The sequence below is a fragment of the Streptomyces sp. NPDC051173 genome (assembly GCF_040689515.1).
Lineage (GTDB): Bacteria > Actinomycetota > Actinomycetes > Streptomycetales > Streptomycetaceae > Streptomyces.
Genome location: NZ_JBFBBD010000028.1, coordinates 56928 through 82225 on the forward strand (window position 1 = coordinate 56928; position 25298 = coordinate 82225).

At 71.8% G+C, this 25298-nt stretch carries 15 protein-coding genes, 1 tRNA gene and 1 rRNA gene; 3 read left to right on the forward strand and 14 right to left on the reverse strand.

Translation table 11 applies throughout. The features are described 5' to 3' along the window. The first annotated feature begins 46 nt into the window (after positions 1-46). Both AB0435_RS17265 and AB0435_RS17270 read left to right on the forward strand, forming a co-directional pair. Positions 47-4795: an ATP-dependent helicase gene (locus tag AB0435_RS17265; protein WP_366004080.1), complete on the forward strand. Its 4749-nt coding sequence runs from the start codon at positions 47-49 to the stop codon at positions 4793-4795. A 47-nt stretch (positions 4796-4842) separates the two neighbouring features. After that, positions 4843-5646, forward strand: coding sequence for a DNA-formamidopyrimidine glycosylase family protein (locus tag AB0435_RS17270; protein WP_366004081.1), 804 nt, complete (start codon positions 4843-4845; stop codon positions 5644-5646). A gap of 15 nt (positions 5647-5661) precedes the next feature. On the opposite strand, the gene AB0435_RS17275 is transcribed toward AB0435_RS17270, so the two are convergent. The 11 genes from AB0435_RS17275 to AB0435_RS17325 form a co-directional block, all read right to left on the reverse strand. Further along, positions 5662-5955: a hypothetical protein gene (locus AB0435_RS17275; protein WP_366004082.1), complete on the reverse strand. Its 294-nt coding sequence runs from the start codon at positions 5953-5955 to the stop codon at positions 5662-5664. A gap of 170 nt (positions 5956-6125) precedes the next feature. Continuing rightward, positions 6126-6338 carry a hypothetical protein gene (locus AB0435_RS17280; protein WP_366004083.1) on the reverse strand — a complete coding sequence of 71 codons (213 nt, stop codon included), beginning with the start codon at positions 6336-6338 and terminating at the stop codon, positions 6126-6128. A gap of 233 nt (positions 6339-6571) precedes the next feature. Continuing rightward, complete coding sequence (locus tag AB0435_RS17285; protein WP_366004084.1) at positions 6572-7042, reverse strand: DNA starvation/stationary phase protection protein; 471 nt, start codon at positions 7040-7042, stop codon at positions 6572-6574. A 170-nt stretch (positions 7043-7212) separates the two neighbouring features. Next, positions 7213-7596 (reverse strand): helix-turn-helix transcriptional regulator, encoded by a 384-nt coding sequence (locus AB0435_RS17290; protein WP_086566431.1) that lies wholly within the window; start codon positions 7594-7596, stop codon positions 7213-7215. Positions 7597-7705: 109 nt separating this feature from the next. Beyond that, the gene (locus tag AB0435_RS17295; RefSeq protein WP_366004086.1) at positions 7706-8239 is read right to left on the reverse strand and encodes a nicotinamide-nucleotide amidohydrolase family protein; all 534 of its coding nucleotides are present in this window, start codon (positions 8237-8239) and stop codon (positions 7706-7708) included. Beyond that, the gene (pgsA, locus tag AB0435_RS17300) at positions 8236-8883 is read right to left on the reverse strand and encodes a CDP-diacylglycerol--glycerol-3-phosphate 3-phosphatidyltransferase (RefSeq protein WP_366004088.1); all 648 of its coding nucleotides are present in this window, start codon (positions 8881-8883) and stop codon (positions 8236-8238) included. Before pgsA ends, AB0435_RS17295 begins: the two co-directional genes overlap by 4 nt. Then, the gene (gene rimO / locus AB0435_RS17305) at positions 8880-10397 is read right to left on the reverse strand and encodes a 30S ribosomal protein S12 methylthiotransferase RimO (protein WP_366004089.1); all 1518 of its coding nucleotides are present in this window, start codon (positions 10395-10397) and stop codon (positions 8880-8882) included. Before rimO ends, pgsA begins: the two co-directional genes overlap by 4 nt. Positions 10398-10547: 150 nt before the next feature. Further along, positions 10548-11375: a helix-turn-helix domain-containing protein gene (locus AB0435_RS17310; protein ID WP_366004090.1), complete on the reverse strand. Its 828-nt coding sequence runs from the start codon at positions 11373-11375 to the stop codon at positions 10548-10550. Positions 11376-11622: 247 nt separating this feature from the next. Continuing rightward, positions 11623-14418 carry a DNA translocase FtsK gene (locus AB0435_RS17315; RefSeq protein ID WP_366004091.1) on the reverse strand — a complete coding sequence of 932 codons (2796 nt, stop codon included), beginning with the start codon at positions 14416-14418 and terminating at the stop codon, positions 11623-11625. Between the two features lie 104 nt (positions 14419-14522). Further along, on the reverse strand, positions 14523-15206 hold the full coding sequence (locus tag AB0435_RS17320) for a response regulator (protein ID WP_366004092.1): 684 nt from the start codon (positions 15204-15206) through the stop codon (positions 14523-14525). 274 nt (positions 15207-15480) lie between these two features. Continuing rightward, positions 15481-20988, reverse strand: a complete 5508-nt coding sequence (locus AB0435_RS17325; RefSeq protein WP_366427332.1) for a HAMP domain-containing protein — start codon at positions 20986-20988, stop codon at positions 15481-15483. 437 nt (positions 20989-21425) lie between these two features. On the opposite strand from AB0435_RS17325, the gene AB0435_RS17330 reads away from it, so the two are divergent. Beyond that, entirely contained in the window at positions 21426-24044 is a 2619-nt protein-coding gene (locus tag AB0435_RS17330) for a SpoIIE family protein phosphatase (RefSeq protein ID WP_366004099.1), read from the forward strand. Positions 24045-24097: 53 nt separating this feature from the next. Here the strand turns inward: AB0435_RS17330 and AB0435_RS17335 are convergent. The 3 genes from AB0435_RS17335 to rrf all read right to left on the reverse strand — a co-directional run bounded on the left by AB0435_RS17335 (position 24098) and on the right by rrf (position 25151). Continuing rightward, positions 24098-24173: transfer RNA gene (locus AB0435_RS17335), tRNA-Thr, on the reverse strand. A gap of 60 nt (positions 24174-24233) precedes the next feature. After that, positions 24234-24917, reverse strand: a complete 684-nt coding sequence (locus tag AB0435_RS17340; RefSeq protein ID WP_366004094.1) for a DegT/DnrJ/EryC1/StrS family aminotransferase — start codon at positions 24915-24917, stop codon at positions 24234-24236. Positions 24918-25034: 117 nt separating this feature from the next. Continuing rightward, positions 25035-25151 (reverse strand): 5S ribosomal RNA (rrf, locus tag AB0435_RS17345). Positions 25152-25298 lie beyond the last annotated feature (147 nt).

The window sequence follows — 25298 nt, forward strand, 5'->3', positions numbered from 1 at the left end:
CTGCGGATCCGGGCCGTTGTCAGTGGTGCGGTGCACGATGGTGGGCATGGCGGACGACAGTGCGGCCGGCCGAGCGGCCGAAGCGGTGGGCGACCCGGCGGGGGCCCTCGCGGGGTTCTCCCCCGCGACACGTGCCTGGTTCACGGGGGCGTTCACGGCGCCCACGACGGCACAGAGCGGTGCCTGGCGGGCGATCGGCGAGGGCTCCGACGTGCTCGTGGTGGCCCCGACGGGCTCCGGCAAGACGCTGGCCGCCTTCCTCGCCTCCCTCGACCGGCTGGCGAGCACACCGCCGCCCGCGGAGGCGAAGAAACGCTGCCGGGTGCTCTATGTGTCCCCGCTCAAGGCCCTCGCCGTCGACGTCGAGCGGAATCTGCGCAGTCCGCTCACGGGGATCCGGCAGGAGTCCGTCCGGCTGGGGGTGCCCGAGCCGGAGATCCGGGTGGGCATCCGCTCCGGTGACACCCCGGCCACCGAGCGGCGGGCGATGATCAACAGGCCGCCGGACATCCTGATCACCACTCCCGAATCGCTGTTCCTGATGCTCACGTCCGCCGCGCGGGACGCCCTCGCCGGGGTGGAGACGGTCATCCTGGACGAGGTGCACGCGGTCGCGGGCACCAAGCGCGGCGCGCACCTGGCCCTGTCCCTGGAGCGCCTCGACACCCTCCTTCCCCGTCCCGCCCGGCGCATCGGCCTGTCCGCGACCGTCCGGCCGGTCGACGAGGTGGCCCGCTATCTCTCGCCGCAGCGCAAGGTGGAGATCGTCCAGCCGCCGTCCGGCAAGGAGTTCGACCTCTCGGTGGTCGTCCCGGTGGAGGATCTCGGGGAGCTGGGCGGTGCGCCCGCCCAGGAGGGCGGCGACGGCAAGGAGAAGCCGTCGATCTGGCCCCACGTCGAGGAGCGCATCGCCGACCTCGTCCAGGCCCATCGCTCGACCATCGTCTTCGCCAACTCCCGCCGTCTGGCGGAGCGGTTGTGCAACCGGCTGAACGAGATCGCCTACGAGCGCGCCACGGGCGTGCCCCTGCCCGAGCACCACTCCCCGGCCGAGCTGATGGCCGAGTCCGGCGCCGCCAGGGGCGCACCGCCGCTGCTCGCCCGCGCGCACCACGGCTCGGTCTCCAAGGAGCAGCGGGCGCTGGTGGAGGAGGATCTCAAGGCGGGCCGCCTCCCTGCCGTCGTCGCCACGTCCAGCCTGGAGCTGGGCATCGACATGGGCGCGGTCGATCTGGTCGTGCAGGTCGAGTCCCCGCCGTCGGTCGCCTCCGGCCTCCAGCGGGTCGGCCGGGCCGGGCACCAGGTCGGCGCGGTCTCCACCGGCGTGGTCTTCCCGAAGTACCGGGGCGATCTGGTGCAGGCGGCCGTGGTGACGGAGCGGATGCGCGAGGGGGCCATCGAGTCGCTGCGCGTCCCCGCCAATCCGCTGGACGTGCTGGCCCAGCAGATCGTCGCCATGGTGTCCATGGACACCTGGGACGTGCAGGAGCTGCTGGCCGTGGTGCGGCGGGCGGCCCCCTTCGCCGCCCTGCCCGAATCCGCCTATACGTCGGTGCTGGACATGCTCGCCGGGCGCTATCCGTCCGACGCCTTCGCCGAGTTGCGGCCCCGCCTCGTCTGGGACCGGATGGCCGGTACGGTCACCGGCCGCCCCGGGGCGCAGCGGCTCGCCGTCACCTCGGGCGGCACCATTCCCGACCGCGGTCTGTTCGGTGTCTTCCTGGCGGGCGCGGACCCGAAGAAGGGCGGCGGCCGCGTCGGGGAGCTGGACGAGGAGATGGTGTACGAGTCGCGGGTGGGCGACGTCTTCACCCTCGGCACCACCTCCTGGCGGATCGAGGACATCACCCGCGACCGGGTCCTGGTGAGCCCCGCGCCGGGCGTCCCCGGCCGGCTGCCGTTCTGGAAGGGCGACCAGCTGGGCCGCCCGCTCGAACTGGGCCGCGCGCTCGGCGCGTTCCTGCGCGAGGTCGGCGGCCTGGCGCCCGAGGCGGCCCGCGAGCGGCTCACCGCGGCGGGCCTGGACACCTGGGCCGCGGAGAACGTCCTGTCCTATCTCGCCGAGCAGCGCGAGATCTGCGGGCACGTGCCGGACGACCGGACCGTCGTCGTGGAGCGGTTCCGTGACGAGCTGGGCGACTGGCGCGTCGTCGTCCACTCGCCGTTCGGCGCCCAGGTGCACGCCCCTTGGGCGCTGGCCCTGGGCGCGCGGCTGACGGAGCGGTACGGCATGGATGCCCAGGTGATGCACGCCGACGACGGCATCGTGCTGCGCCTGCCCGACGCCGAGCTGATGGACCTCGGCCTGCTCGACGCCGACCCGTCCCTGCGCGGCATGGAGTACGACGCCGACCGTTCTCCGGTGGGCGCCGCCGACGTCACCTTCGACAAGGGCGAGATCAGCCAGGTCGTGACCGGTCAGGTGGGCGGCTCCGCGCTGTTCGCCTCCCGGTTCCGCGAGTGCGCCGCCCGCGCCCTGCTGCTGCCCCGCCGCAGCCCGGGCAAGCGCACCCCGCTGTGGCAGCAGCGGCAGCGGGCCTCCCAGCTGCTCCAGGTCGCCGGGGAGTTCGGGTCATTCCCGATCATCCTGGAGGCCGTCCGCGAGTGCCTTCAGGACGTGTTCGACGTGCCCGGCCTGACGGAGCTGATGGGCGACATCGAGGCCCGCCGCGTCCGGCTGGTGGAGGTGACCACCGCGGAGCCCTCCCCGTTCGCCCGCTCGCTGCTGTTCGGCTACGTGGCGCAGTTCCTCTACGAGGGCGACTCCCCGCTCGCGGAGCGCCGGGCCGCGGCCCTCTCGCTGGACTCGCGGCTCCTCGCCGAGCTGCTGGGCCAGGCCGAACTGCGCGAGCTGCTCGACCCGGACGTCCTCACCGAGCTGGAGCGCGAGCTCCAGTGGCTGACCGAGGACCGCCGGGCCAAGGACGCCGAGAGCGTGGCCGACCTGCTGCGGATCCTCGGCCCGCTCACCGGGCCCGAGCTGGCCGCGCGGGGCGCCGAGCCGCAGTGGGTGGAGGAACTGGCGGGCGCGCGCCGGGCGATCCGCGTCCGGATCGCCGCACAGGACCACTGGGCGGCCGTCGAGGACGCCGGGCGGCTGCGGGACGCCTTGGGCACAGCGCTGCCGGTCGGCGTTCCCGAGGCGTTCACGGAGCCGGTCAAGGATCCGCTCGGCGACCTCCTCGCCCGCTTCGCCCGCACGCACGGCCCGTTCACCTCCGCGCAGGCGGCCGCCCGCTTCGGACTCGGCCCGGCCGTCACCGACGGCGCGTTGCAGCGGCTCGCGGCGAACGGCCGTGTCGTCCAAGGCGAGTTCCACCCGTCCGGCATCGGCCAGGAGTGGTGCGACGCCACGGTCCTGAGGCGGCTGCGGCGCCGCTCGCTCGCGGCGCTCCGGCACGAGCTGGAGCCGGTGCCGCCCCGGACGCTGGCCGCGTTCCTGCCCCAGTGGCAGCACGTCGGCACGCACAGCCTGCGCGGTGCCGACGGACTGGTGCGCACGATCGAGCAGTTGCAGGGCGCGCCGGTACCGGCCTCCGCCCTGGAGAAGCTGGTGCTGCCCGCCCGGGTGTCGGACTTCTCCCCCACGATGCTCGACGAGCTCACCGCCGCCGGTGACGTCGTGTGGGCCGGCGCGGGTGCCCTGCCGGGCAAGGACGGCTGGGTCTCGCTGCTGCTCGCGGACGCCGCGCCCCTGCTGCTGCCGGCGCCGCACCCGCTGGAGCTCTCCCCCGTGCACCAGGCCGTGCTCGACGCCCTGTCGGGTGGTTACGGCCTGTTCTTCCGTCAGATCGCCGACCGGGTGCGGACGGTGGACCCGGGCGGCACGGACCCGCAGATCGCCGAAGCCGTGTGGGACCTCGCCTGGTCCGGCCGGCTCACGAACGACACCCTCGCCCCGCTCCGGGCTCTCCTGGGCTCGGGCAGGACGGCGGGTTCCACCGCGCACCGCGCCAAGCGCGCCGCGCCGCGCGGGCGTTACGGCTCCTTCACCGGCCGGGTGGCCCTCGCGACGGCCCCCACGGCGTCCCGCAGCGGGCCTCCCACGGTGGCGGGCCGCTGGTCCCTGCTGCCCCCGCGCGAGCCGGAGCCGACGCACCGGGCCCACGCCCTCGCCCGTACGCTCCTCGACCGGCACGGCGTGGTGACGCGGGGAGCGGTGGCGGCCGAGGGCGTGGAGGGCGGCTTCTCCGCCGCCTATCGCGTACTGTCCGCCTTCGAGGAGAGCGGTCAGGCCCGCCGCGGTTACGTCGTCGAGGGCCTGGGTGCCGCGCAGTTCGCTATGGAGGGCGCGGTCGACCGGCTGCGAGCCATCGGCACGGCACGCGAGCGGGCGGGCGGTGACACCCCCGAGGCCCCGTGGGGTGACGCGGCCGCCGCCCGTAAGGGCGCGCGCCGACGGGCGGTGGTCCTCGCCGCCGCCGACCCCGCCAACGCGTACGGCGCCGCACTCCCCTGGCCCGAGCCGCCCGCCGGCTCGACCCACAAGCCCGGGCGCAAGGCCGGCTCACTGGTCGTGCTCGTCGACGGTGCGCTGACGCTCTATGTGGAGCGCGGCGGCAAGACCCTGCTGGCGTGGCCCCAGGAGGAGGGTGCCGAGGCGGCGGGCCCCGACGACCCGGGGCTGGCCGAGGCCGCGACGGCCCTGGCCGAAGCGGCACGCGCGGGCGCGCTGGGCACCGTCACCGTCGAGCGCGTCAACGGCTCTTCCGCGCTCTCGTCCCCCTTGGGGGCGCTGCTGGAGACGGCGGGCTTCCACGCCACACCGCGCGGGCTGCGGCTGCGCGCGCCCTGACCGGGTCGCCACGCCCGGCCGGGGCCGGTGACGGCATCATGGGCGGCATGCCCGAAGGAGACACGGTCTGGCGCACCGCCCGCACCCTGCACCAGGCCCTCGCGGACCGCCCGCTCACCCGCTCCGACCTGCGCGTGCCCAAGCTCGCCACCGTCGACCTCACCGGCCGTCGCGTCATCGAGGTCGTGCCGCGCGGCAAGCACCTGCTCACGCGCGTCGAGGGCGGCCTCACCCTCCACTCGCACCTGCAGATGGACGGCGCCTGGCGGGTCTACGCCCCCGGGCACGTCTGGCGCGGCGCGCGGCACCAGATCCGCGCCGTGCTGGCCAACGCCGACCACACGGCGGTGGGCTACCGTCTCCCCGTCCTGGAGCTGCTGCGCACCGCCGACGAGCCCTCCGCCGTCGGTCACCTCGGCCCGGACCTCCTGGGCCCCGGCTGGGACCCGCAGGAGGCGCTGCGAAGGCTCCTCGCCGATCCCGCGCGCGCCGTCGGTGAGGCGCTGCTCGACCAGCGCAACCTCGCCGGGATCGGCAATGTCTACAAATCCGAGCTGTGCTTCGTCCTGAGGATCTCGCCGTGGCTCCCCGTCTCCCGCGTCCCCGCCCCGGAGCGGCTGCCGGCGCTCGCAAAGAAGTTCCTGGAGGCCAACAAGGCCCGGCCCGCGCGCATCACGACCGCCGACCACCGCCCCGGCCGGCAGCTGTGGGTGTACGGGCGTGCCGACGACCCCTGCCGCCGCTGTGGCACGCTCCTGCGCTCCGCCGCTCAGGGGCCGCCCGGACAGGAGCGCCCCACCTACTGGTGCCCCCGCTGCCAGCCGGCCCCGCGCATTGACCCGGACGAGTGAAGCGGCCGGACGCCGTCAGCGGTCCCCCGCGCCCCGCCACACCCGGGCGACCAGCCGACGCACCGGGCCCCGCGGCGGGCGGCGGGTCCAGGGCACACAGTGCACGGGCAGCAGGCTGAGCCCCCAGCCGCCCGCGACGACCAGCCCCTCCACCGGCCCGGCCCGCTCCGGCTGCGCGAGCACCCGGAACGCCGCGCACCACCACGCCCCGCCGAGCACCACCGCCGCCGCCCAGCCGGCCGGCCCCCGCGACCGGTGCCGTACGCCGACACCGCGCCGTATCCCGTCCCAGAAGTCACGCCGGACCATGGCTGCCTCCTTCGGGCGACGGTAGACCGGCTTCCCCCGGCCGGGCAGAGCGCACCGGGGACCAGCGGCGGCGTACACGTGCCGTACGCGCCCCCGGCGCCGGGCCCGTCACATGACGCGAACCAGGCCGGTTCCGCCGCTCGGTACGCGCGCCCCGGGCGCCGGGCCCGTCAGCCGGGCGGGCCGCCGCGCAGGCGATCCAACTCGCGCTCCAGCTCCGTGATCCGGCGGTCGCGCTGGTGCAGTTCGACGAGCAGCCGCTGCTCGCCCTCGTGGGTGCCCTCCTGGTACACCCGCCGGACGAAGGCGCCGGCCGTCGTCCGGTCGAGGCCCGAGACCACCACCAGCTCGTCCGTGAGGCGCACCATGGTGTGCTCGTCCATGTCCTCAGGGAAGCGCGCCCGCGCGGCGCACGCCAGCGGGGGCGGAAAGCTCGTAGGCCGGTCCGGCGGATCGTTGCCGGGCTTGCGGGGCGTCGGGCTGAATCGCGCGCCCGCATCAGCCGCGACGAGCCCCGTCCGGCTCCCGAGGACACCGCCGCGCAGCGGTGGTGCGGAGCCGACACCACCCGCACCCGGTCACAAGATCCACCGGGGAGCCGCCGCGCCGGGAGGCGTCAGGCGTTCTCCGCCTGGAACATCCAGTGGTGCTTCTCCAGGTCCCCGGTCAGGCCGATGAGGATGTCCTGGGTGACCGGATCCGGGTCCGCCGTGTCCGTGATGCGCTCCCGCATCCGGGTGATCACGGCGTGCAGGGCGTCGACCAGGGTCTGCACCGCCGCGGTGTCCTTGTTCCAGCCGTCGCCCACCGCGCCGATGCCGCTGGTCCCGGCGACGGTCGCAGCCCGCCCGTCCGGTGCCACGCCGAGCGCCGAGGCGCGCTCGGCGACGATGTCCGCGTGCTCGCGGGCGCTGACGACGACCTCGTCCAGCTGGAGGTGGACCGACCGGAAGCGTGGCCCCACCACGGTCCAGTGCACCTGCTTGGCCACGAGGGAGAGATCCACCAGATCGACCAGGGCGCCCTGAAGGGCATCGCCCACGATCTTCCGGTCCTGCTCGGACAGCGGGCTCTTCACAACAGACATCCGCTTCTCCTGTTCGGGCTGGCAGTCGTCCAGTCGGTTCGGATTGCCCCCGTTTCTCCACCATCGCACAAAGGCACCGATGAGGCCGGAAACGCGAAGATCCCGGTCAGATTCCTGACCGGGATCTTCGATGGGAAACGTTTCTTGAACGAACGCCGTCCCGTACTCCCTCAGGCCGCGACCACGTCGACGGCCTCCGCGGGAGCCTTGATCGTCACGCGCTCTCCCGGGACGCCCGTCACGGACGTCACGGACACCGAATTGAACATGGGCCGCATCGGCGCGGGTACCGGCTCGCTCGCCGCCGCCGACTGCGCCAGCTCGGCAAGCGACAATTCGTCACTCACCTCGCGCATGACCTCGGACATCCGTACGTCCAGAGCGTCGCAGATTGCGGAGAGAAGCTCGGAGGACGCCTCCTTCTGCCCCCGCTCGACCTCGGAGAGGTAACCGAGCGAGACCCGGGCGGAAGAGGAGACCTCGCGCAGAGTGCGGCCCTGGCGCTGGCGCTGCCGACGCAGCACGTCACCCAGCAGGCGACGGAGCAAAATCATCGGTGGCTCCCTCCTTGGACCGCGAATCCGGATCCTTCACGCCCCACCGTACCGCCTCGGGCTCCGGCCGTGCGGGGAGCTATGTCGTGTTCACTCAGGGCTGCAAACATCAATTCCCCCCGTTGTGTTCCGTATCCTTTGCGCCCACGTTTTCCGTCAGTTCGCTCAGCAGCAGTTCCAGTAGCGCCCGCACGCTTTCCTCGCGGATCCGCGAGCGGTCACCGGTCAGAGCCAGTTCCCGCGCGGCCGAGCGGCCCCCGGGCCCCGCGGCGGCGACGAACACCGTACCGACCGGCCGGCCGTCCTGCGGCTCCGGCCCGGCGACCCCGGTCGTGGCCGCGCCCCAGTCGGCACCGAGCAACGCCCGTACGCCGACGGCCATCTGCCGTGCCACGTCCGGGTCGACGGCCCCGCGCCGGGCGAGCAGTTCCCCGTCCACGCCCAGGACGTCGCGCTTCACCTCGGAGGCGTACGCGGTGACCGAGCCGCGCACCGAGCGGGAGGCGCCCGGCGTCGCTGTCAGCCAGGCCGAGACCAGGCCGCCGGTGAGCGATTCGGCGGCCGCGACCGTCAGGCCGCGCTCCTCCAGGGCGGCCAGGACCGCGGCGGCCGTCGCCGGGACGCCGTCCGTGGCCGCGCTCATCGCACGGCGTCCCGGCCGGCGCGTTCGAGCTGGGCGGCCAGCCCGGCCCTGCGCAGCACCACGGCCTGACGCACGTAGTCGAGCCCGGTGAGCACGGTCAACGCCACGGCCACGGCCATCACCCAGAAGCGGGCAGTGGCCAACGGCCCGGTGAGCATGAGGACGTACATCCCCACGGCCACGCCCTGGGCGAGCGTCTTCATCTTGCCGCCCCGGCTGGCCGGGATGACCCCGTGCTTGATCACCCAGAAGCGCATCAGCGTGATGCCGACCTCCCGGAAGAGGATCACGCCGGTGACCCACCACGGCAGGTCGCCCAGGCCGGACAGACAGATCAGCGCCGCGCCCATGATCGCCTTGTCGGCGATCGGGTCGGCGATCTTGCCGAAGTCGGTGACCAGGTTGTACATCCGGGCCAGGTGGCCGTCGAACAGATCCGTGATCATGGCGACGGCGAACGCGGCCCAGGCGAACGAGCGCCAGACCGGGTCATGACCGCCGTTGTGGAGCATCAACAACACAAAACCGGGCACGAGCAGAAGTCGCACCATGGTGAGGATGTTGGCGATGTTCCACAACCTCGCCGGCCGCCTCATGGAAGCCGGGGCATGGCCTCCAGCTGCGGAGGCCGGGACTCCGGTCATCTGGCCGCCTCCTCGGTACACCCTCCGTCGCCCAGGGGCTCGGCGACGAGATCCACGCCCTCGGTCGCCACCACCTTGGCCACCACCATGCTGCCGGGAGCGAACTCCCGGCCGGTGGCGAGGAGCCGCACCTGGCCGTCCGTCTCGGGCGCCTGGTGGGCGGCCCGGCCGAGCACGCCGTCCTCCTCGTCGATCCGGTCGACGAGTACTTCCATGGTCTCTCCGAGTCGCTCCTCCGCGCGCTGCGCGGTCAGCTCCTCGGCCAGCCGGGAGACGCGCTCCAGCCGCTCCGCGACGACCTCCGGGTCGAGCTTGTCCTCGTACGTGGCGGCTTCGGTGCCGTCCTCGTCGGAGTAGCCGAAGACGCCGATCGCGTCCAGGCGCGCACCGGACAGGAAGCGCTCCAGCTCGGCCACGTCCTCCTCGGTCTCCCCGGGGAAGCCGACGATGAAGTTGGAGCGGGCGCCCGCCTGCGGGGCCTTGGAGCGGATCTGGTCGAGCAGTTCCAGGAAGCGGTCGGTGTCGCCGAAGCGGCGCATCGCGCGCAGCACACCGGGGGCGGAGTGCTGGAAGGACAGGTCGAAGTACGGCGCGACCTTGTCCGTCGACGTCAGCACGTCGATCAGGCCCGGCCGCATCTCGGCGGGCTGGAGGTAGCTGACGCGGACGCGCTCCAGGCCGTCCACGGCCGCGAGCTCCGGCAGCAGCGTCTCCAGGAGACGGATGTCGCCCAGGTCCTTGCCGTAGGAGGTGTTGTTCTCGGAGACCAGCATGATCTCCTTCACGCCCTGCTCCGCGAGCCAGCGCGTCTCGCCCAGCACGTCGGAGGGACGGCGGGAGATGAAGGAGCCGCGGAAGGACGGGATGGCGCAGAAGGAGCACCGGCGGTCGCAGCCGGAGGCGAGCTTGACCGAGGCGACGGGGCTGCTGCCGAGCCTGCGGCGCAGCGGCGCGCGCGGGCCGGAGGCCGGGGCGACGCCCTCCGGGAGGTCGGCCGGCGGCTCCTCGGCGGGCGCCTCGCCGCCGTCCTGGGCGTGACCGGGCAGCGCCACCGCGGCGGTCTGCCGCTCGGCGGGGCTGATCGGCAGCAGCTTGCGACGGTCGCGCGGGGTGTGGGAGGCGTGGACGCCGCCGGAGAGGATGGTCTGGAGCCGGTCGGAGATGTCGGCGTAGTCGTCGAAGCCGAGCACGCCGTCGGCCTCGGGCAGCGCCTCGGCCAGCTCCTTGCCGTACCGCTCGGCCATGCAGCCGACGGCGACCACGGCCTGGGTGCGGCCGCCACGGCCGTCGGAGGACGCGGTCTTGAGATCGTTTGCTTCGAGGAGGGCGTCGACGGAGTCCTTCTTGGCGGCCTCGACGAAACCACAGGTGTTGACTACGGCCACATCGGCGTCGGCGGCGTCCTCGACGAGGTCCCAGCCATCCGCCGCCAAGCGGCCTGCCAGCTCCTCCGAGTCCACCTCGTTACGGGCGCAGCCAAGTGTGACAAGAGCGACGGTACGGCGTTCGGGCATAGGGCTCAGCCTACTTTGTCCCGGGGCCGCATCCGCTGCCGAGTGGCGACGAGTACCGAGAGGATGGTCACCCGGCGGCGCGCCGCGCCCTCTCCCACCGGCGCTTTTCGCGCTGCGCGGGCCTCCCGGCGGGGCCGCCGGGCCCGTGCCTCAGCCCGCGACCGGGTCTCCCCTGGTGTAGCTCAGCCGCTGGACCTTGCCGTCGTCCGTCAGGTTCTTCACCTGCTTGCCGTTCACGAAGAGCTGGACCGCTCCGGCATTGCCCAGCACCAGGTCGATGCGCTTGTTGTCGGTGAAGGTCTTGGAGTCGCCCTGCTTGAGCACGCCCTCCTCCATCAGCTTGCCGTTGTGGTCCTTGGCGGACATCCAGGTCTGGCCGTTCTGGGCGGTGAGCTTGACGGTGACCATGTTGGCGGGGACGCCCGCGATGGCGCTCTCGGACTGCTCGGGCTTGGGGTCGGCGGGCTTGGCGGGCGGGGCCTTCGCGCTCGGGGACGCCGGAGGCTTGGCGGAGGGCGAGTCGGCGGCGACCGAGTCGCCCGAACTCTTCGTGCCGCCGTTGAAAAGGGTGAATCCCACGAAGCCGACGACGGCGACGATCGCGGCGACCATGGCGGCCGTCCAGTTGGGCCGCCGGGGCTCCGGCCGGATGCGCTCTGCGTCGAACAGCGGCGCCGCGGGGGTCGGCGCGGGGCGCCCGCCGTACTGCGCAGCGTACTGCGCGAGCAGCTCCGCCGGGTCCAGGCCGACGGTGCCGGCCAGCACGCGGATGTGTCCTCGGGCGTAGACGTGGCCACCGCAGCGCGAGAAGTCGTCCTGCTCGATGGCCTGGACGATCGGAATGCGCACTCGGGTGGTCGAACTGACCTCTTCGACGGTCAGTCCTGCGCTGGTACGGGCCTGCTGGAGGGCCTGGCCGATGGAAGGCCGGTCGTCGTCCGCGGGAACGTCGTCCGCGGGAGAGTTGCCGATGGACACGAGAGCGCCTTTCGAGCGTGTAGCCACCTGCTGGAGGTTCAGTCTAGGGGGGACGCGAATTCATCGGGCAAGCGGAAAGACGGACTTTGTACGCCATCAGATGACTCTCGGACGCCGATGGTGGGACATCGGCCCGCCCCCCTCTCCTCAACTCGGCGCACAGCCGGGGGAAACGGTCGGCCGGCTCCTCTTCCGGGGGTTTCCCGGCCTCCGGCAGGCGGCACCGTCACCCGGCCCCCGGACCCGGCTAGGACCCCCCGCCCCCACGGATCACCGTGAGCACCGCGTCCAGCTCGTCCGGCTTGACCAGCACATCGCGGGCCTTGGAACCCTCGCTCGGGCCCACGATGCTGCGCGACTCCATCAGATCCATGAGTCTGCCCGCCTTCGCGAATCCCACACGCAGTTTCCGCTGGAGCATCGAGGTCGAGCCGAACTGCGTGGAGACGACCAGCTCGGCGGCCTGGCACAGCAGGTCCAGGTCGTCGCCGATGTCCTCGTCGATCTCCTTCTTCTTCGCGGTGCCGACCGTGACGTCCTCGCGGAAGACGGGCGCCATCTGGTCCTTGCAGTGCTGGACGACTCCCGCGACCTCCGCCTCCGTCACGAAGGCGCCCTGCATACGGACGGGCTTGCCCGCCCCCATCGGCAGGAAGAGGCTGTCGCCCTTGCCGATCAGCTTCTCGGCGCCCGGCTGGTCGAGGATGACCCGGCTGTCGGCGAGCGAGGAGGTGGCGAAGGCGAGCCGGGAGGGCACGTTCGCCTTGATCAGGCCGGTGACGACGTCGACGGACGGCCGCTGGGTGGCGAGCACGAGGTGGATGCCGGCGGCCCGCGCGAGCTGGGTGATGCGGACGATCGAGTCCTCGACGTCCCGCGGGGCGACCATCATCAGGTCCGCGAGCTCGTCGACGATCACCAGCAGGTACGGGTACGGCGAGAGGTCGCGGCCGCTGCCCTCCGGGGGCTTGACCTTGCCGTTGCGCACGGCCGCGTTGAAGTCGTCGATGTGCCGGAAGCCGAACGCCGCCAGGTCGTCGTAGCGCAGGTCCATCTCGCGGACGACCCACTGGAGGGCCTCCGCGGCCCGCTTGGGGTTGGTGATGATCGGCGTGATCAGGTGCGGGATGCCCTCGTAGGCCGTCAGTTCGACGCGCTTGGGGTCGATCAGGACCATGCGCACGTCGTCGGGGGTCGCCCGGATCATCACCGACGTGATCAGGCAGTTGATGCAGGACGACTTTCCGGAGCCGGTGGCTCCGGCGACCAGGATGTGCGGCATCTTCGTCAGATTGGCCATCACGTAGCCGCCCTCGACGTCCTTGCCCAGCGCGACGAGCATCGGGTGCTCGTCCCCGGCGGCGTCCGCCAGCCGCAGCACGTCGCCGAGGTTGACCATCTCGCGGTCGGTGTTGGGGATCTCGATGCCGACCGCGGACTTGCCGGGGATCGGGCTGATGATCCGTACGTCCGGGCTGGCGACGGCGTAGGCGATGTTCTTGGCGAGGGCGGTGATCCGCTCGACCTTGACGGCCGGGCCCAGCTCGACCTCGTAGCGGGTGACCGTCGGGCCACGGGTGAAGCCGGTGACGGCCGCGTCGACCTTGAACTCGGCGAACACGTTCGTCAGCGCGGCCACTATGGCGTCGTTGGCCGCACTGCGGGCCTTCCCCGGGCCACCGCGCTCCAGCAGGTCCAGCGAGGGCAGCGAGTACGTGATGTCACCGGACAGCTGGAGCTGCTCGGCACGGGCCGGCAGCCCCTGTGTGGGCTCGGGTGCCGCCTTGGTGAGGTCCGGGACGCCCGCGGGCTTCCCCGCCCCGGCAGCGGCCTTCCTGCCGGTCCCGCGCGCACCCGGCACCGCGCCGGACCGCTCCGCGCCGGCCGGCGGGACGTGCTCCGTCCCGGAGTCCCGCTCGGTGGAGATGCCGCTGCTGAGCCCGGCGACGAGCGACGACGGCTGCACCCCGTGGAGGACCGCCCCGTCCAGCGAGGCGGCGGCCGCGGCGGCCACGTCGATGGCGTCCAGCGGCCGGTCCGCCGGGGGCTGCACGGAGCGCGGCCGACGGCGCTTACCGAGGGCCTCCTCCTCGGCGCCCTCCACGTCCACGGGGGCCGCGGCGGCGCGGCGGGGCCGCCGGGCGGGGGCCTCGCGCCACTCGTCGTCGTACTCCGCGTACCCCGGATACTCCGGCTCGGCCTCGTACTCCCCCGGCAGGGGCTCGATCACCCCGAGCCGGATCCCCAGCCTGCGCAGCCGCTGAGGGATGGTGTTGACCGGGGTGGCCGTGACCACCAGCAGGCCGAAGACGGTCAGCAGGACGAGCAGGGGGACGGCCAGCACCTCGCCGACCGTGACGATCAGGGGCTCGGCGGCGACCCAGCCGATCAGGCCGCCGGCGTTGCGCAGGGCCTCCTCGCCGTCGCCCCGGCCCGGCGACCCGCAGGCCACGTGGACCTGCCCGAGGACGCCGATCACCAGCGCCGACAGGCCGATCACGATCCGCCCGTTGGCCTCGGGCCGTTCCGGATGGCGGATCAGCCGGATCGCGATGACGCCGAGGAGTATCGGGACGACGAGGTCCAGACGGCCGAACGCACCGGTGATCAGCATCTGCACCAGCTCGCCGACCGGGCCCTGGAGGTTGGACCAGGTCCCCGCGGCGATGATCAGGGCGAGGCCGAGCAGCAGCAGCGCCTGGCCGTCCTTGCGGTGTGCCGGGTCGAGGTTCTTCGCCCCCCGGCCGACGCCGCGGAAGAGCGCGCCGACGGCGTGCGCCACACCGAGCCATACAGCCCTGACGAGGCGGTAGACGCCCCCGGTGGCGGACGGCGCGCGCTTGGGCGCCGCCTTCTTCGCCACGGCCTTCTTGGCGGGCGCCTTGCGCGGCGCCGCCGCCTTCTTGGCGGGTGCCTTGCCCGCGGACTTCGGCGCCGCCTTCTTCGCGGGCGCCTTCTTGGCGGCGCTCCCGGGGCGCCCGGCGCGCTGCTTCGAGTTGCCCGCCGTGCTCTGGGAACCCTTGCCGGACGTACGTGAGGCCATGGTGCCGAGGTTACCGTCGACGGACGTGAGGGACACCTGCGCCCATGCGTTCACCCATTCGTGTCGCGCTCCGGCGGTGCCGAGGGTGACGCGGCGTCAGGGGGTCAGCTGGGCGAGGGAAGCGGGCTGGCGCCGCTGCCGGTACCCGGCTCCAGGGCGTCCAGCGCCCGCCGCAGGCCGGTGAGTTTGCGCTCCAGGTGGGCAGCGGTGGCGACGGCCGCCGCGTCGGCGGACTCGTCGAGCTGCTTGGTGAGCGCCTCGGCCTGCTCCTCCACGGCGGCGAGGCGCGCGGAGAGCTCGGCGAGCAGCCCCGCGGGCTCCTGGGGCGCCGCCACGCCGGCCCGGCCCTGCCCGCTCTCCAGCTGGAGGCGCAACAGGGCGGCCTGCTCGCGCAGCTGGCAGTTCTTCATGTACAGCTCGACGAAGACCGAGACCTTGGCGCGCAGCACCCAGGGGTCGAACGGCTTGGAGATGTAGTCCACGGCGCCCGCCGCGTACCCGCGGAAGGTGTGGTGCGGGCCGTGGTTGATGGCGGTGAGGAAGATGATCGGGATGTCCCGGGTCCGCTCCCGCCGCTTGATGTGCGCGGCGGTCTCGAAACCGTCCATGCCAGGCATCTGGACATCCAGCAGGATCACTGCGAAGTCGTCCGTCAGCAGCGCCTTGAGCGCTTCCTCCCCTGACGATGCCCGTACCAGTGTCTGATCGAGCGCAGAGAGGATCGCCTCCAGCGCCAGCAGATTTTCCGGCCGGTCATCGACCAGGAGGATCTTGGCCTTCTGAACCATGCCCCGTCCTCCTCGTCCCGGCTTGGGGTCTCCCCAGCTCGAAGAGCCGGGGGAAGCACCGGGCGCCGCCCCAGGGGACGACTCCCTTGCGCCGCCCGTCCTTGTGCCGGTCATGGTAGCCGCACCCTGCCGGTCGCCACACCCTGTCACCACGATGTCACTGTGCACGTAGCGGAAACGTGGTGGGGGACCAGAAGGTTCCCCGAATCCCGTGCTCCCACACGTCTTCGGCCACAGTCTGTCAACAGGCGGTCAGGAACAGTCCGGTTACCCGTCACTCACCGCGCATCCACTGCTCCATCACCGTCAGCAGATGATCCGTATCGACCGGCTTGGTGACATAGTCGGAAGCCCCGGCGTCGATGCTCTTCTCCCGGTCGCCCTTCATCGCCTTGGCCGTCAGCGCGATGATGGGCAGGCCCGCGAACTGCGGCATCCTGCGGATCGCCGCCGTCGTGGCGTAGCCGTCCATCTCCGGCATCATGATGTCCATCAGGACCACCACGACGTCGTCGTGCTGCTCCAGGACCTCGATCCCCTCGCGGCCGTTCTCCGCGTAGAGCACCGACAGACCATGCTGCTCCAGGACGCTCGTGAGCGCGAACACATTGCGGATGTCGTCGTCGACGATCAGCACCTTCTCGCCGTGGAAGGTCCCTCCGAAGCCCTTGCCGAACGCGTGGCTCGACGGTTGCTCTGCGTCACCGGACGGTTCGTTCAGCCAGGAGCCCTCCTCCGGGAGCGACGGCGGCTGGGCCGCCGGTGCCGCTCCTGGCGCCCCCGGGCCGGCGCCCGTCGGCCCGGACAGCGCGGGCCACTGCCCCGCCGCCTGCGCGGCGCGCTGGCGGCGCAGGAAGAGCCCGGCCGCACCGCGCGCGGGCTCGGCCGCCGACGGGGCCATGTGGTCGCCGCCCACCGGCTCCGCCGCGGCCAGGCCATGAGTGCCCGGCGTGAGCTGCGGATAGCCCTGAGGCGGCAGCTCACCCGTGTTGAGCGGGAGGTAGAGGGTGAAGGTGGAGCCACGGCCCGGCTCGCTCGCCGCGTGGATCTCACCGCCGAGCAGCCGGGCGATCTCCCGGCTGATGGACAGCCCGAGGCCCGTACCGCCGTACTTACGGCTGGTGGTGCCGTCCGCCTGCTTGAACGCCTCGAAGATCACCCGCATCTTGCTCGCCGCGATGCCGATGCCGGTGTCCGTGACCGAGAAGGCGATCACGTCACCGTCGGCGTCGCGCAGCGAGCCCGCCTCCAGCAGCTGCTCCCGGATGCTGTCCGGCACGTCCCCGCCGGCCGGGCGGATGACGAGCTCGACCGCGCCGGTGTCGGTGAACTTCACCGCGTTGGACAGGAGGTTGCGCAGCACCTGGAGCAGTCGCTGTTCGTCCGTGTGCAGCGTCGCCGGGAGCTCCGGCGAGACCCGTACGGAGAAGTCGAGCCCCTTCTCCGCCGTCAGCGGCCGGAAGGTGGCCTCCACGTAGTCGACCAGCTGCACCAGGGCGATACGCGTCGGGCTGACGTCCATCTTGCCCGCCTCGACCTTCGACAGGTCCAGGATGTCGTTGATGAGCTGGAGCAGGTCCGAGCCCGCGCCGTGGATGGTCTCCGCGAACTCCACCTGCTTCGGCGAGAGGTTGCCCTCCGCGTTGTCGGCGAGCAACTTGGCGAGGATCAGCAGCGAGTTGAGCGGCGTGCGCAGCTCGTGCGACATGTTGGCCAGGAACTCGGACTTGTAGCGCATCGAGACGGCGAGCTGCTCGGCGCGCTCCTCCAGGACCTGCCGGGCCTCCTCGATCTCGGTGTTCTTGACCTCGATGTCGCGGTTCTGCCGGGCCAGGCGCTCGGACTTCTCCTCCAGCTCGGCGTTGGAGATCTCCAGCGCCTTCTGCCGGTTCTCCAACTCCGCCGACCGCTCGCGCAGTTGCTCCGTCAGCTCCTGCGACTGCTTGAGCAGCACCTCGGTCTTGGTGTTGACGCTGATGGTGTTGACGCTCGTGCCGATCATCTCGGCGATCTGGTTGAGGAAGTCCTTCTGGATCTGCGCGAACGGCTGGAAGGACGCCAGCTCGATCACGCCGAGGACCTGCCCCTCGAACAGCACCGGCAGCACGATGACGTGCGCGGGCGGCGCCTCCCCCAGACCGGAGGCGATCTTCAGATAGCCCGGTGGGACGTTCTCCACCAGGATCGTCCGCTTCTCCTGCGCGGCGGTGCCGATGAGCGTCTCGCCCGGCCGGAAGGACGTGGGCATCGAGCCCATCGAGTAGCCGTACGAGCCGAGCATCCGGAGCTCGTACGCGTCCTCGCCCTCGGCCGGCTGGCCGCCGGTGGGCATGGCCAGGAAGAACGCGCCGTGCTGGGCCGAGACCACCGGCGTCAGCTCACTCATGATCATCCCGGCGACGTCCTCCAGATCACGACGGCCCTGCATCAGGCCGGAGATCCGGGCGAGGTTGCCCTTGAGCCAGTCCTGCTCCTTGTTGGCGAGCGTGGTCTCGCGGAGGTTGGCGATCATCGTGTTGATGTTGTCCTGGAGCTCCAGGATCTCGCCCGCCGCGTCCACGTCGATCTTGAGGTTGAGGTCGCCCCGGGTCACCGCGGTGGCGACCTCGGCGATGGCCCGGACCTGCCGGGTGAGGTTCCCGGCCATCTCGTTCACCGACTCGGTGAGGTCGCGCCAGGTGCCGTCCACGTCGCGCACCCGCGCCTGGCCGCCCAGCTGGCCCTCCGTACCCACCTCACGGGCCACCCGGGTCACCTGGTCCGCGAAGGACGACAGCTGGTCGACCATGGTGTTGATGGTGGTCTTCAGCTGGAGGATCTCACCGCGCGCGTCGATGTCGATCTTCTTGGTCAGGTCGCCCTGGGCGATGGCGGTGGTCACCATCGCGATGTTGCGGACCTGGCCGGTCAGGTTGGACGCCATCGAGTTCACGGACTCGGTGAGGTCCTTCCAGGTCCCGCTGACGCCCAGCACCCGCGCCTGGCCGCCGAGGATGCCGTCGGTGCCGACCTCGCGGGCCACGCGCGTGACCTCGTCCGCGAAGGAGGACAGCGTCGTCACCATGGTGTTGACGGTGTCGGCCAGCTGCGCGACCTCGCCGCGCGCCTCGACCGTCACCTTCTTGGTCAGGTCACCGTTGGCGACCGCGGCCGCGACCTGCGAGATGTTGCGGACCTGACTGGTGAGGTTGTTGGCCATCAGGTTGACGTTGTCGCTGAGGTCCTTCCAGATGCCGGTGACGTCCCGCACCCGCGCCTGGCCGCCCAGCTGCCCCTCGGTGCCCACCTCACGGGCCACGCGCGTGACCTGCTCGGCGAAGTCCGACAGCTGGTCCACCATCGTGTTCACGGTGGTGACGAGTTCGAGGATCTCGCCCTTCGCGTCGACCGTGATCTTCTTCGAGAGGTCGCCCTTGGCGACCGCCGTCGTCACCTCGGCGATGTTGCGCACCTGGGAGGTGAGGTTGTTCGCCATGAAGTTGACGGACTGGGTGAGGTCCTTCCAGGTGCCGGAGACGCCCTGCACCTCCGCCTGGCCGCCGAGGATGCCCTCGGTGCCCACCTCACGGGCCACACGCGTCACCTGATCGGCGAACGAGGACAGCTGGTCCACCATCGTGTTGAGGGTGTTCTTCAGCTCCAGGATCTCGCCCCGCGCGTCCACGTCGATCTTCTGCGACAGGTCACCCCGGGCCACCGCGGTGGCGACGCCGGCGATGTTGCGCACCTGGGCGGTCAGATTCCCCGCCATGCCGTTGACGGAGTCCGTCAGATCGCGCCACACCCCGGCCACGCCCGGCACCTGCGCCTGGCCGCCGAGGCGCCCGTCCGTACCGACCTCGCGGGCGACCCTGGTCACCTGCTCGGCGAAGGCGGAGAGCTGGTCGACCATCGTGTTGATGGTGTTCTTCAGCTCCAGGATCTCGCCCCGGGCATCCACGTCGATCTTCTGCGACAGGTCGCCGCGCGCGACGGCCGTCGTCACCTGGGCGATCTGGCGGACCTGCGAAGTGAGGTTCCCGGCCATGAAGTTGACGGAGTCGGTGAGCTCCTTCCAGGTGCCGCTCACGCCGTCCACCCGGGCCTGCCCGCCGAGCCGCCCCTCGGTGCCCACGTCGCGGGCCATCCGGGTCACCTGGTCGGCGAACGAGGACAGCTGGTCGACCATGGTGTTCACGGTGTTCTTCAGCTGGAGCATCTCGCCGGAGACGTCGACGGTGACCTTCTGCGAGAGGTCGCCGTTGGCCACCGCGGTCGTCACCTGGGCGATGTTGCGCACCTGCCCGGTGAGGTTGCGGAAGGCGGTGTTCACCGAGTCGGTGAGGTCCTTCCAGGTGCCGGCCGCGCCCGGAACGGCTGCCTGGCCGCCGAGTTCACCCTCGACGCCGATCTCCCGCGCCACACGCGTCACTTCGGCGCCGAACGCCGAGAGCTGGTCCACCATCGTGTTGACGGTGTTCTTCAACTCCAGCATCTCGCCGGACACATCGACGGTGACCTTCTGCCCGAGGTCACCGTTGGCCACCGCCGTCGTCACCTGCGCGATGTCCCGCACCTGCGTGGTGACGTTACGGAAGGCCGTGTTCACCGAATCGGTGAGGTCCTTCCAGGTGCCCGCGGCGCCCGGCACCTGCGCCTGGCCGCCGAGCAGACCGTCGGCGCCGACCTCGCTGGCCACCCGCGTGACCTCGTCGGCGAAGGTCCGCAGCGTCTCCGTCATCTGGTTGATCGTCTCGGCCAGCTGCGCGACCTCGCCGCGCGCGCTCACCGTCACCTTCTGCGACAGGTCGCCGTTCGCGACCGCCGTGGTGACCTGTGCGATCCCCCGCACCTGGGCCGTCAGGTTGCCCGCCATGAGGTTGACGGAGTCGGTCAGGTCCTTCCACACGCCCGCGACACCGGGCACCTGCGCCTGACCGCCCAGCTCGCCCTCCGTACCCACCTCACGGGCGACCCGGGTCACCTCGGAGGCGAACGACGACAGCTGGTCGACCATCGTGTTGACGGTGTTCTTCAGCTCGAGCATCTCCCCGGCCACATGGACCGTGACCTTCCGGGAGAGGTCGCCCTTCGCGACCGCGGTCGTCACCAGAGCGATGTCCCGCACCTGAGCGGTGAGCCGGGACGCCATGGTGTTGACGGAATCCGTGAGGTCCTTCCACGAGCCCGACATCCCGCGGACCCGGGCCTGCCCGCCCAGCTTGCCCTCGGTGCCGACCTCGCTCGCCACCCGCGTCACCTCGTCGGTGAACGCCGACAGCTGGTCCACGAGGCCGTTGACGGTGCGCCCCACCTTGAGGAACTCGCCCCGCAGCGGGTGCGCGGCCCCGTCCGCCCCCTGCGACCGCAGGTCCATCCGCTGCTCCAGGTCGCCCTCGGCCACCGCCGACAGCACCCGGCCCACCTCGGACACCGGCCTGACGAGATCGTCGACCAGGGCGTTGGACGCGTCGATCGCCGCCGCCCACGCCCCCTCGCAGGGCCCGGCCTCCAGCCGCTCCGTGAGTTTTCCCTCACGCCCGACCACCCGGCGCACCCGCGCCAGCTCGCCCGTGAGCTGCATGTTCCGGTCGGCGACGTCGTTGAAGACCGCCGCGATCTCGGCCATCACACCGTCACCGGCGACCGTCAGCCGCTTGCGGAAGTTCCCGTCACGCATCGCGGAGAGAGCCGACAGCAGCCGGTTCAGGGCCGCCGTGTCCACTTCCGTCGTCCCATTGGCCCGGGACCGTCCGCCCTTCGCGCGCGTGCTCACGCCCCGCGCCGCTGCGCCAGACTCCACCGTGTCCCTCCCGCTGGGTTCGATCATCCTCGGGCTTCCGTTGCAATCTTTCCCAGTCTTTCACTCTGCCATCGATGCGGTGGTCAGTCGGTACGTAACCCCGCCTTCGCGGACTCGTTGTAAGCGGCGGGGCAGGGCTTGTCCTTCGTCGCCGCCACGCGGCCCGGCGAGAAGCCCCGGTCCACGGATCCGGGGAGGAGTCACAACAGTTCGGCAGCATCCCCCACTGCGCGGGATGCCTTCCATCGCCGACCATGATCCGGCGGCCGTGCGCATCCTCACAGAGAACGCACACGGCCGCCGGATCGCGTCCAGGCCCGAAACACACGGCTCTGTCCACATCACTTGATCCGACGGTTTAGCCTGGCGGATGAATCCGGGGCATGAGAAGCGGGCACAGGACTCGGGGGAGCAATGAGAGGCCAATGGGGAGTGCTGTGATCACCGCGCGGGCTGCCGCCACCTTCGAGCCGGTCGGACGCTCGGTCGCCTCCGCGCGTGCCTTCGTCCGGGACACGCTCCAGGGCTGGGGCTTCCCCGACATCATCGACGACGCCGTCGTTCTGACCAGCGAGCTCGTCACCAACGCCGTCGTCCACGCCGGCACCGCCGCCGACGTCCTGTGCATGCGCACGGACGCCGGCGTACGCGTCGAGGTCGCCGACCACTATCCGGACCGCGAGCTGCCGCTCCAGAGCTCCGCCCGCAGGCTCGGCGGCGTCGACCGCGAGGGCGGCCGCGGCCTGCTGCTCTGCGCGGCGCTGGCGACCCGCTGGGGCGTCGAGTACAGCAGCACCCACAAGCAGGTGTGGTTCCAGCTCGACCTGCCCGACCGCCCGGCCGGCACCCGCTCGGCGGGCCCCGCGCTCCCCGCGGAGGCCCTGCCCGTCGCCGACGCCCGCGTCCGCGTCGCCGTCGTCCAGATCGACCGCGGCGGCGTCATCAGCGCCTGGAACGACGACGCCCAGGCGATGTTCGGCTTCCCCGCCGACCAGGTCACCGGCAAGCCCCTCACGGACTTCGCCGCCTGGCCGCACACCCCCGGCACCTCCACCGGCATCGCCGAGGCCCTGCGCCTCTCCCGCTGGGAGGGCTCGTACGGCATAAGGGACGCCGACGGCCGCATCACCCCGGTCTACGCCTCCCACCTGCGCGTACGGGACAACGAGGGCGCGCCCTCCACGGTCTGCCTGCTCGTGCGGGAGACCGAGCGCGCGGTGCTCCAGAGCCTCCAGCGCACCCCCTCTGTGGACACCGGGAGCGGCGAGCGCGGCAGCGCCACGGACCCCTTCGAGGTCTTCATCGGCTCCCCGGCCCCCGACGACCTCGACGGCCTCCTCCAGCGCACGGTCGAGCGCGCCCGCGACATGCTCGACGGGGACGCGGCCTATCTGCTGCTCGCCACCGACGACGAGACCGAGCTGGAGGTCCGCGCCTCCACCGGTCTCCCGTCCGCCCGCCAGCGCTTCGCCCGCGTCCCCGTCGAGGCGGGTACGGGCCGCTATGGCTCGGCCCGGATGCCCGCGGTCCACGAGGACCTCGCCGTCATCCCCGGTGCCGTGCCCCTGCTGGCCGACACCGGCATGCGCTCCGTCGTCACCGTCCCCCTCAAGGTCGAGGGCCGTCTCACCGGCTCGCTCGGCGTCGCCGCCGAGGCCCCCGGACGCTACACCAACGAGGAGGCCCTGCGGCTCCAGTTCGCCGCCGACCGTATCGCCCTCGCCGTCGAACGCGCCCGTCTCAACGAGCTCGAACGTCTGCGCCGCGGTTCGCTCTCCTTCCTCGTGGAGGCATCCGACCTGCTCGCGGGCACCCTGGACCGCGACCAGACCCTGGCCCTGATGGCCCAGATGACCGTGCCGACGCTGGCCACCTGGTGCGCCGTCTACACCGTCGCCGACCCCGCCTCCGACCCCGAGCTCTCGTACGTCCTGCACGAGGACGAGGACCGCATCGACGGCCTCAAGACCCTCCTCGGCAAGCTCGCGCCGCCGGAGCCCGTCCCCACGCCGGGCGCCCGCGTCTGGACGGCGCCCGCCGAAGCTGCCCACTCCGCGGCGCTGCGCAGCTCTCTGCGCAGCCTCGGGCTGGCCGACATCACCCGGACCGCCGGGCCGAGCACGTCACTCGCCACGGCGGCCGCTGTCGGCGGCGAGACGGTCGTGCTGCCGCTTGTGGCCCGCAACCGCGTCATCGGCATGCTCACGCTCGGCAAGCCCACCGACGACCACTTCCGCCAGGAGATCCTGGAGCTCGCCGAGGACCTCTCCCGCCGGGCGGCGCTGGCCCTCGACAACGCCCGCCTCTACAGCGAGCGCACCGCCATCAGCCAGTCCCTCCAGCGCAGCCTGCTGCCGCCGGAGCTGCCGCACGTGGCCGGCGTCGAGGTCGACGTCATCTACCGCGCGGCCGGCGAGGGCAACGAGGTCGGCGGCGACTTCTACGACCTCTTCACGATCCGCGACGGCGCCTACGGCTTCGCGATCGGCGACGTCTGCGGCACGGGCCCCGAGGCCGCCGCGGTCACCGGCCTCGCCCGGCACGCGCTGCGCCTCCTCGCCCGCGAGGGCTACGGCGGCCCTGCGGTCCTGGAGCGGCTCAACGCCGCCATCCTGGACGAAGGGGCCCGCAGCCGCTTCCTGACCCTCCTGTACGGCGAGCTGTGGCCGCAGGAGGACGGCAGCGCGATCCTCAAGGTCGTCTGCGCCGGCCACCCGCTGCCCCTGCGGCTGCGCCCGGACGGCACGGTGGAGCCCGCGGCGGATCCGCAGCCCCTGCTGGGCGTCATGGAGGACCTGGAGCTGTACGAGCAGACGGTCACGCTCGACCCGGGCGACGTCCTGCTGTGCGTCACGGACGGCGTGACGGAGCGCCGCGAGGGCACCCGCATGCTGGGCGACGACGGCCTGAGCGACGTCCTGTCGAACTGTACGGGCCTCACGGCGGGCGCGGTCGCCGCACGCATCCTGCGCGCCGTCGAACGCTTCGCCGCCGAGCCCGCCTCGGACGACATGGCGATCCTGGCGATGCGCGTCCCCGGTCTGCACGAGGAGTGAGTCCGTCAGGACAGCAGAAAGGCCCCCACCGAATGGTGGGGGCCTTTCCTTTATGGAGCCCCAATACGGAATCGAACCGTAGACCTTCTCCTTACCATGGAGACGCTCTGCCGACTGAGCTATTGGGGCCGGCAACGAGATAAAGCATACCCGACGTTCGCACGTCCTTTTGACCACCCGGTCGCTCCGTCAGGCGGCCACTTTCAGCAGCCCGCCGAGCGCGTTGCACGCGGACACCACCCGGTGCAGTTCCCGCTGTGTCGTCGACGCGTCCACGGGCAGCGCGAGGCATTCGTCGGCGGCGCGCTCCGTCTCCGGGAGCCACAACTCCCGCCTGAACGCGGCGGTCCGGTGCACCGGCGTCTGTACGGGCACATGGCACCGCACTCGGCGGGCACGCAGCGCACGGGCGAAAGCGTCCCGGTCCGGCCGGCCGTTGCCGGGCACCCGCACCACGTACGAGCCGTAGCCGTGCGGGAGTTCGGGCTGCGCGGGCGGCGTCAGCACACCGGTGAGCCGCGCGTTCAGATAGGCCGCGTTCTCCCTGCGCCTCCTGGTGTCCTCATCCGCCGGCCGCGGCGGCTCGTACTCGATGACGAGCAGCCCCCGGTCCGCGGCGACGGCCCGCAGTCCCGTCAAGTCGGCGCGGTGACCGAAGAGATGAACGGGCATCACTGCGGCGGTACGCAGCGTCAGGGTGGCGGCCACGGAGGTCGGGTCGAGGCAGAGGCTGTACGGATCGATGTCCGCGAACGTGGGCACGGCGCCGGCCCGCCGCACCGCTTCGGCGGCCCCTGCCGTGGCGTACGAGGGCACGACGACCTCGTCCCCCGCACCGATCCCCGCCGCCGTGAGCCTCTCCACTGTCCCCATGGAAGGGAGAGTGACGGCAGGACGTTAACGAGGGGTGACACTCCGCACTTCATCATGAAAACAAAAAAGCTCCGGTATCTGAACAGAAGTTCAGATACCGGAGCTTTTTGAAAATTTGTTCGGCGGCGTCCTACTCTCCCACACGGTCCCCCATGCAGTACCATCGGCGCTGAAAGGCTTAGCTTCCGGGTTCGGAATGTAACCGGGCGTTTCCCTAACGCTATGACCACCGAAACACTATGAAGTTGACCAACCGGATGACAACACGGTCGTTACTTCAGAACCTACACAGTGGACGCGAGCAACTGAGGACAAGCCCTCGGCCTATTAGTACCAGTCAGCTCCAACCGTTACCGGTCTTCCACACCTGGCCTATCAACC

Excerpts from the sequence above, each read along its gene's own strand:
- AB0435_RS17340 (WP_366004094.1), bottom strand. The coding sequence starts at position 24,917 with ATGGGGACAGTGGAGAGGCTCACGGCGGCGGGGATCGGTGCGGGGGAC.
- AB0435_RS17320 (WP_366004092.1), bottom strand. The coding sequence starts at position 15,206 with ATGGTTCAGAAGGCCAAGATCCTCCTGGTCGATGACCGGCCGGAAAAT.
- AB0435_RS17270 (WP_366004081.1), top strand. The coding sequence starts at position 4,843 with ATGCCCGAAGGAGACACGGTCTGGCGCACCGCCCGCACCCTGCACCAG.
- AB0435_RS17295 (WP_366004086.1), bottom strand. The coding sequence starts at position 8,239 with ATGAGCGCGGCCACGGACGGCGTCCCGGCGACGGCCGCCGCGGTCCTG.
- AB0435_RS17280 (WP_366004083.1), bottom strand. The coding sequence starts at position 6,338 with ATGGACGAGCACACCATGGTGCGCCTCACGGACGAGCTGGTGGTGGTC.
- AB0435_RS17265 (WP_366004080.1), top strand. The coding sequence starts at position 47 with ATGGCGGACGACAGTGCGGCCGGCCGAGCGGCCGAAGCGGTGGGCGAC.
- AB0435_RS17275 (WP_366004082.1), bottom strand. The coding sequence starts at position 5,955 with ATGGTCCGGCGTGACTTCTGGGACGGGATACGGCGCGGTGTCGGCGTA.
- AB0435_RS17290 (WP_086566431.1), bottom strand. The coding sequence starts at position 7,596 with ATGATTTTGCTCCGTCGCCTGCTGGGTGACGTGCTGCGTCGGCAGCGC.
- AB0435_RS17285 (WP_366004084.1), bottom strand. The coding sequence starts at position 7,042 with ATGTCTGTTGTGAAGAGCCCGCTGTCCGAGCAGGACCGGAAGATCGTG.
- pgsA (WP_366004088.1), bottom strand. The coding sequence starts at position 8,883 with ATGACCGGAGTCCCGGCCTCCGCAGCTGGAGGCCATGCCCCGGCTTCC.
- rimO (WP_366004089.1), bottom strand. The coding sequence starts at position 10,397 with ATGCCCGAACGCCGTACCGTCGCTCTTGTCACACTTGGCTGCGCCCGT.
- AB0435_RS17315 (WP_366004091.1), bottom strand. The coding sequence starts at position 14,418 with ATGGCCTCACGTACGTCCGGCAAGGGTTCCCAGAGCACGGCGGGCAAC.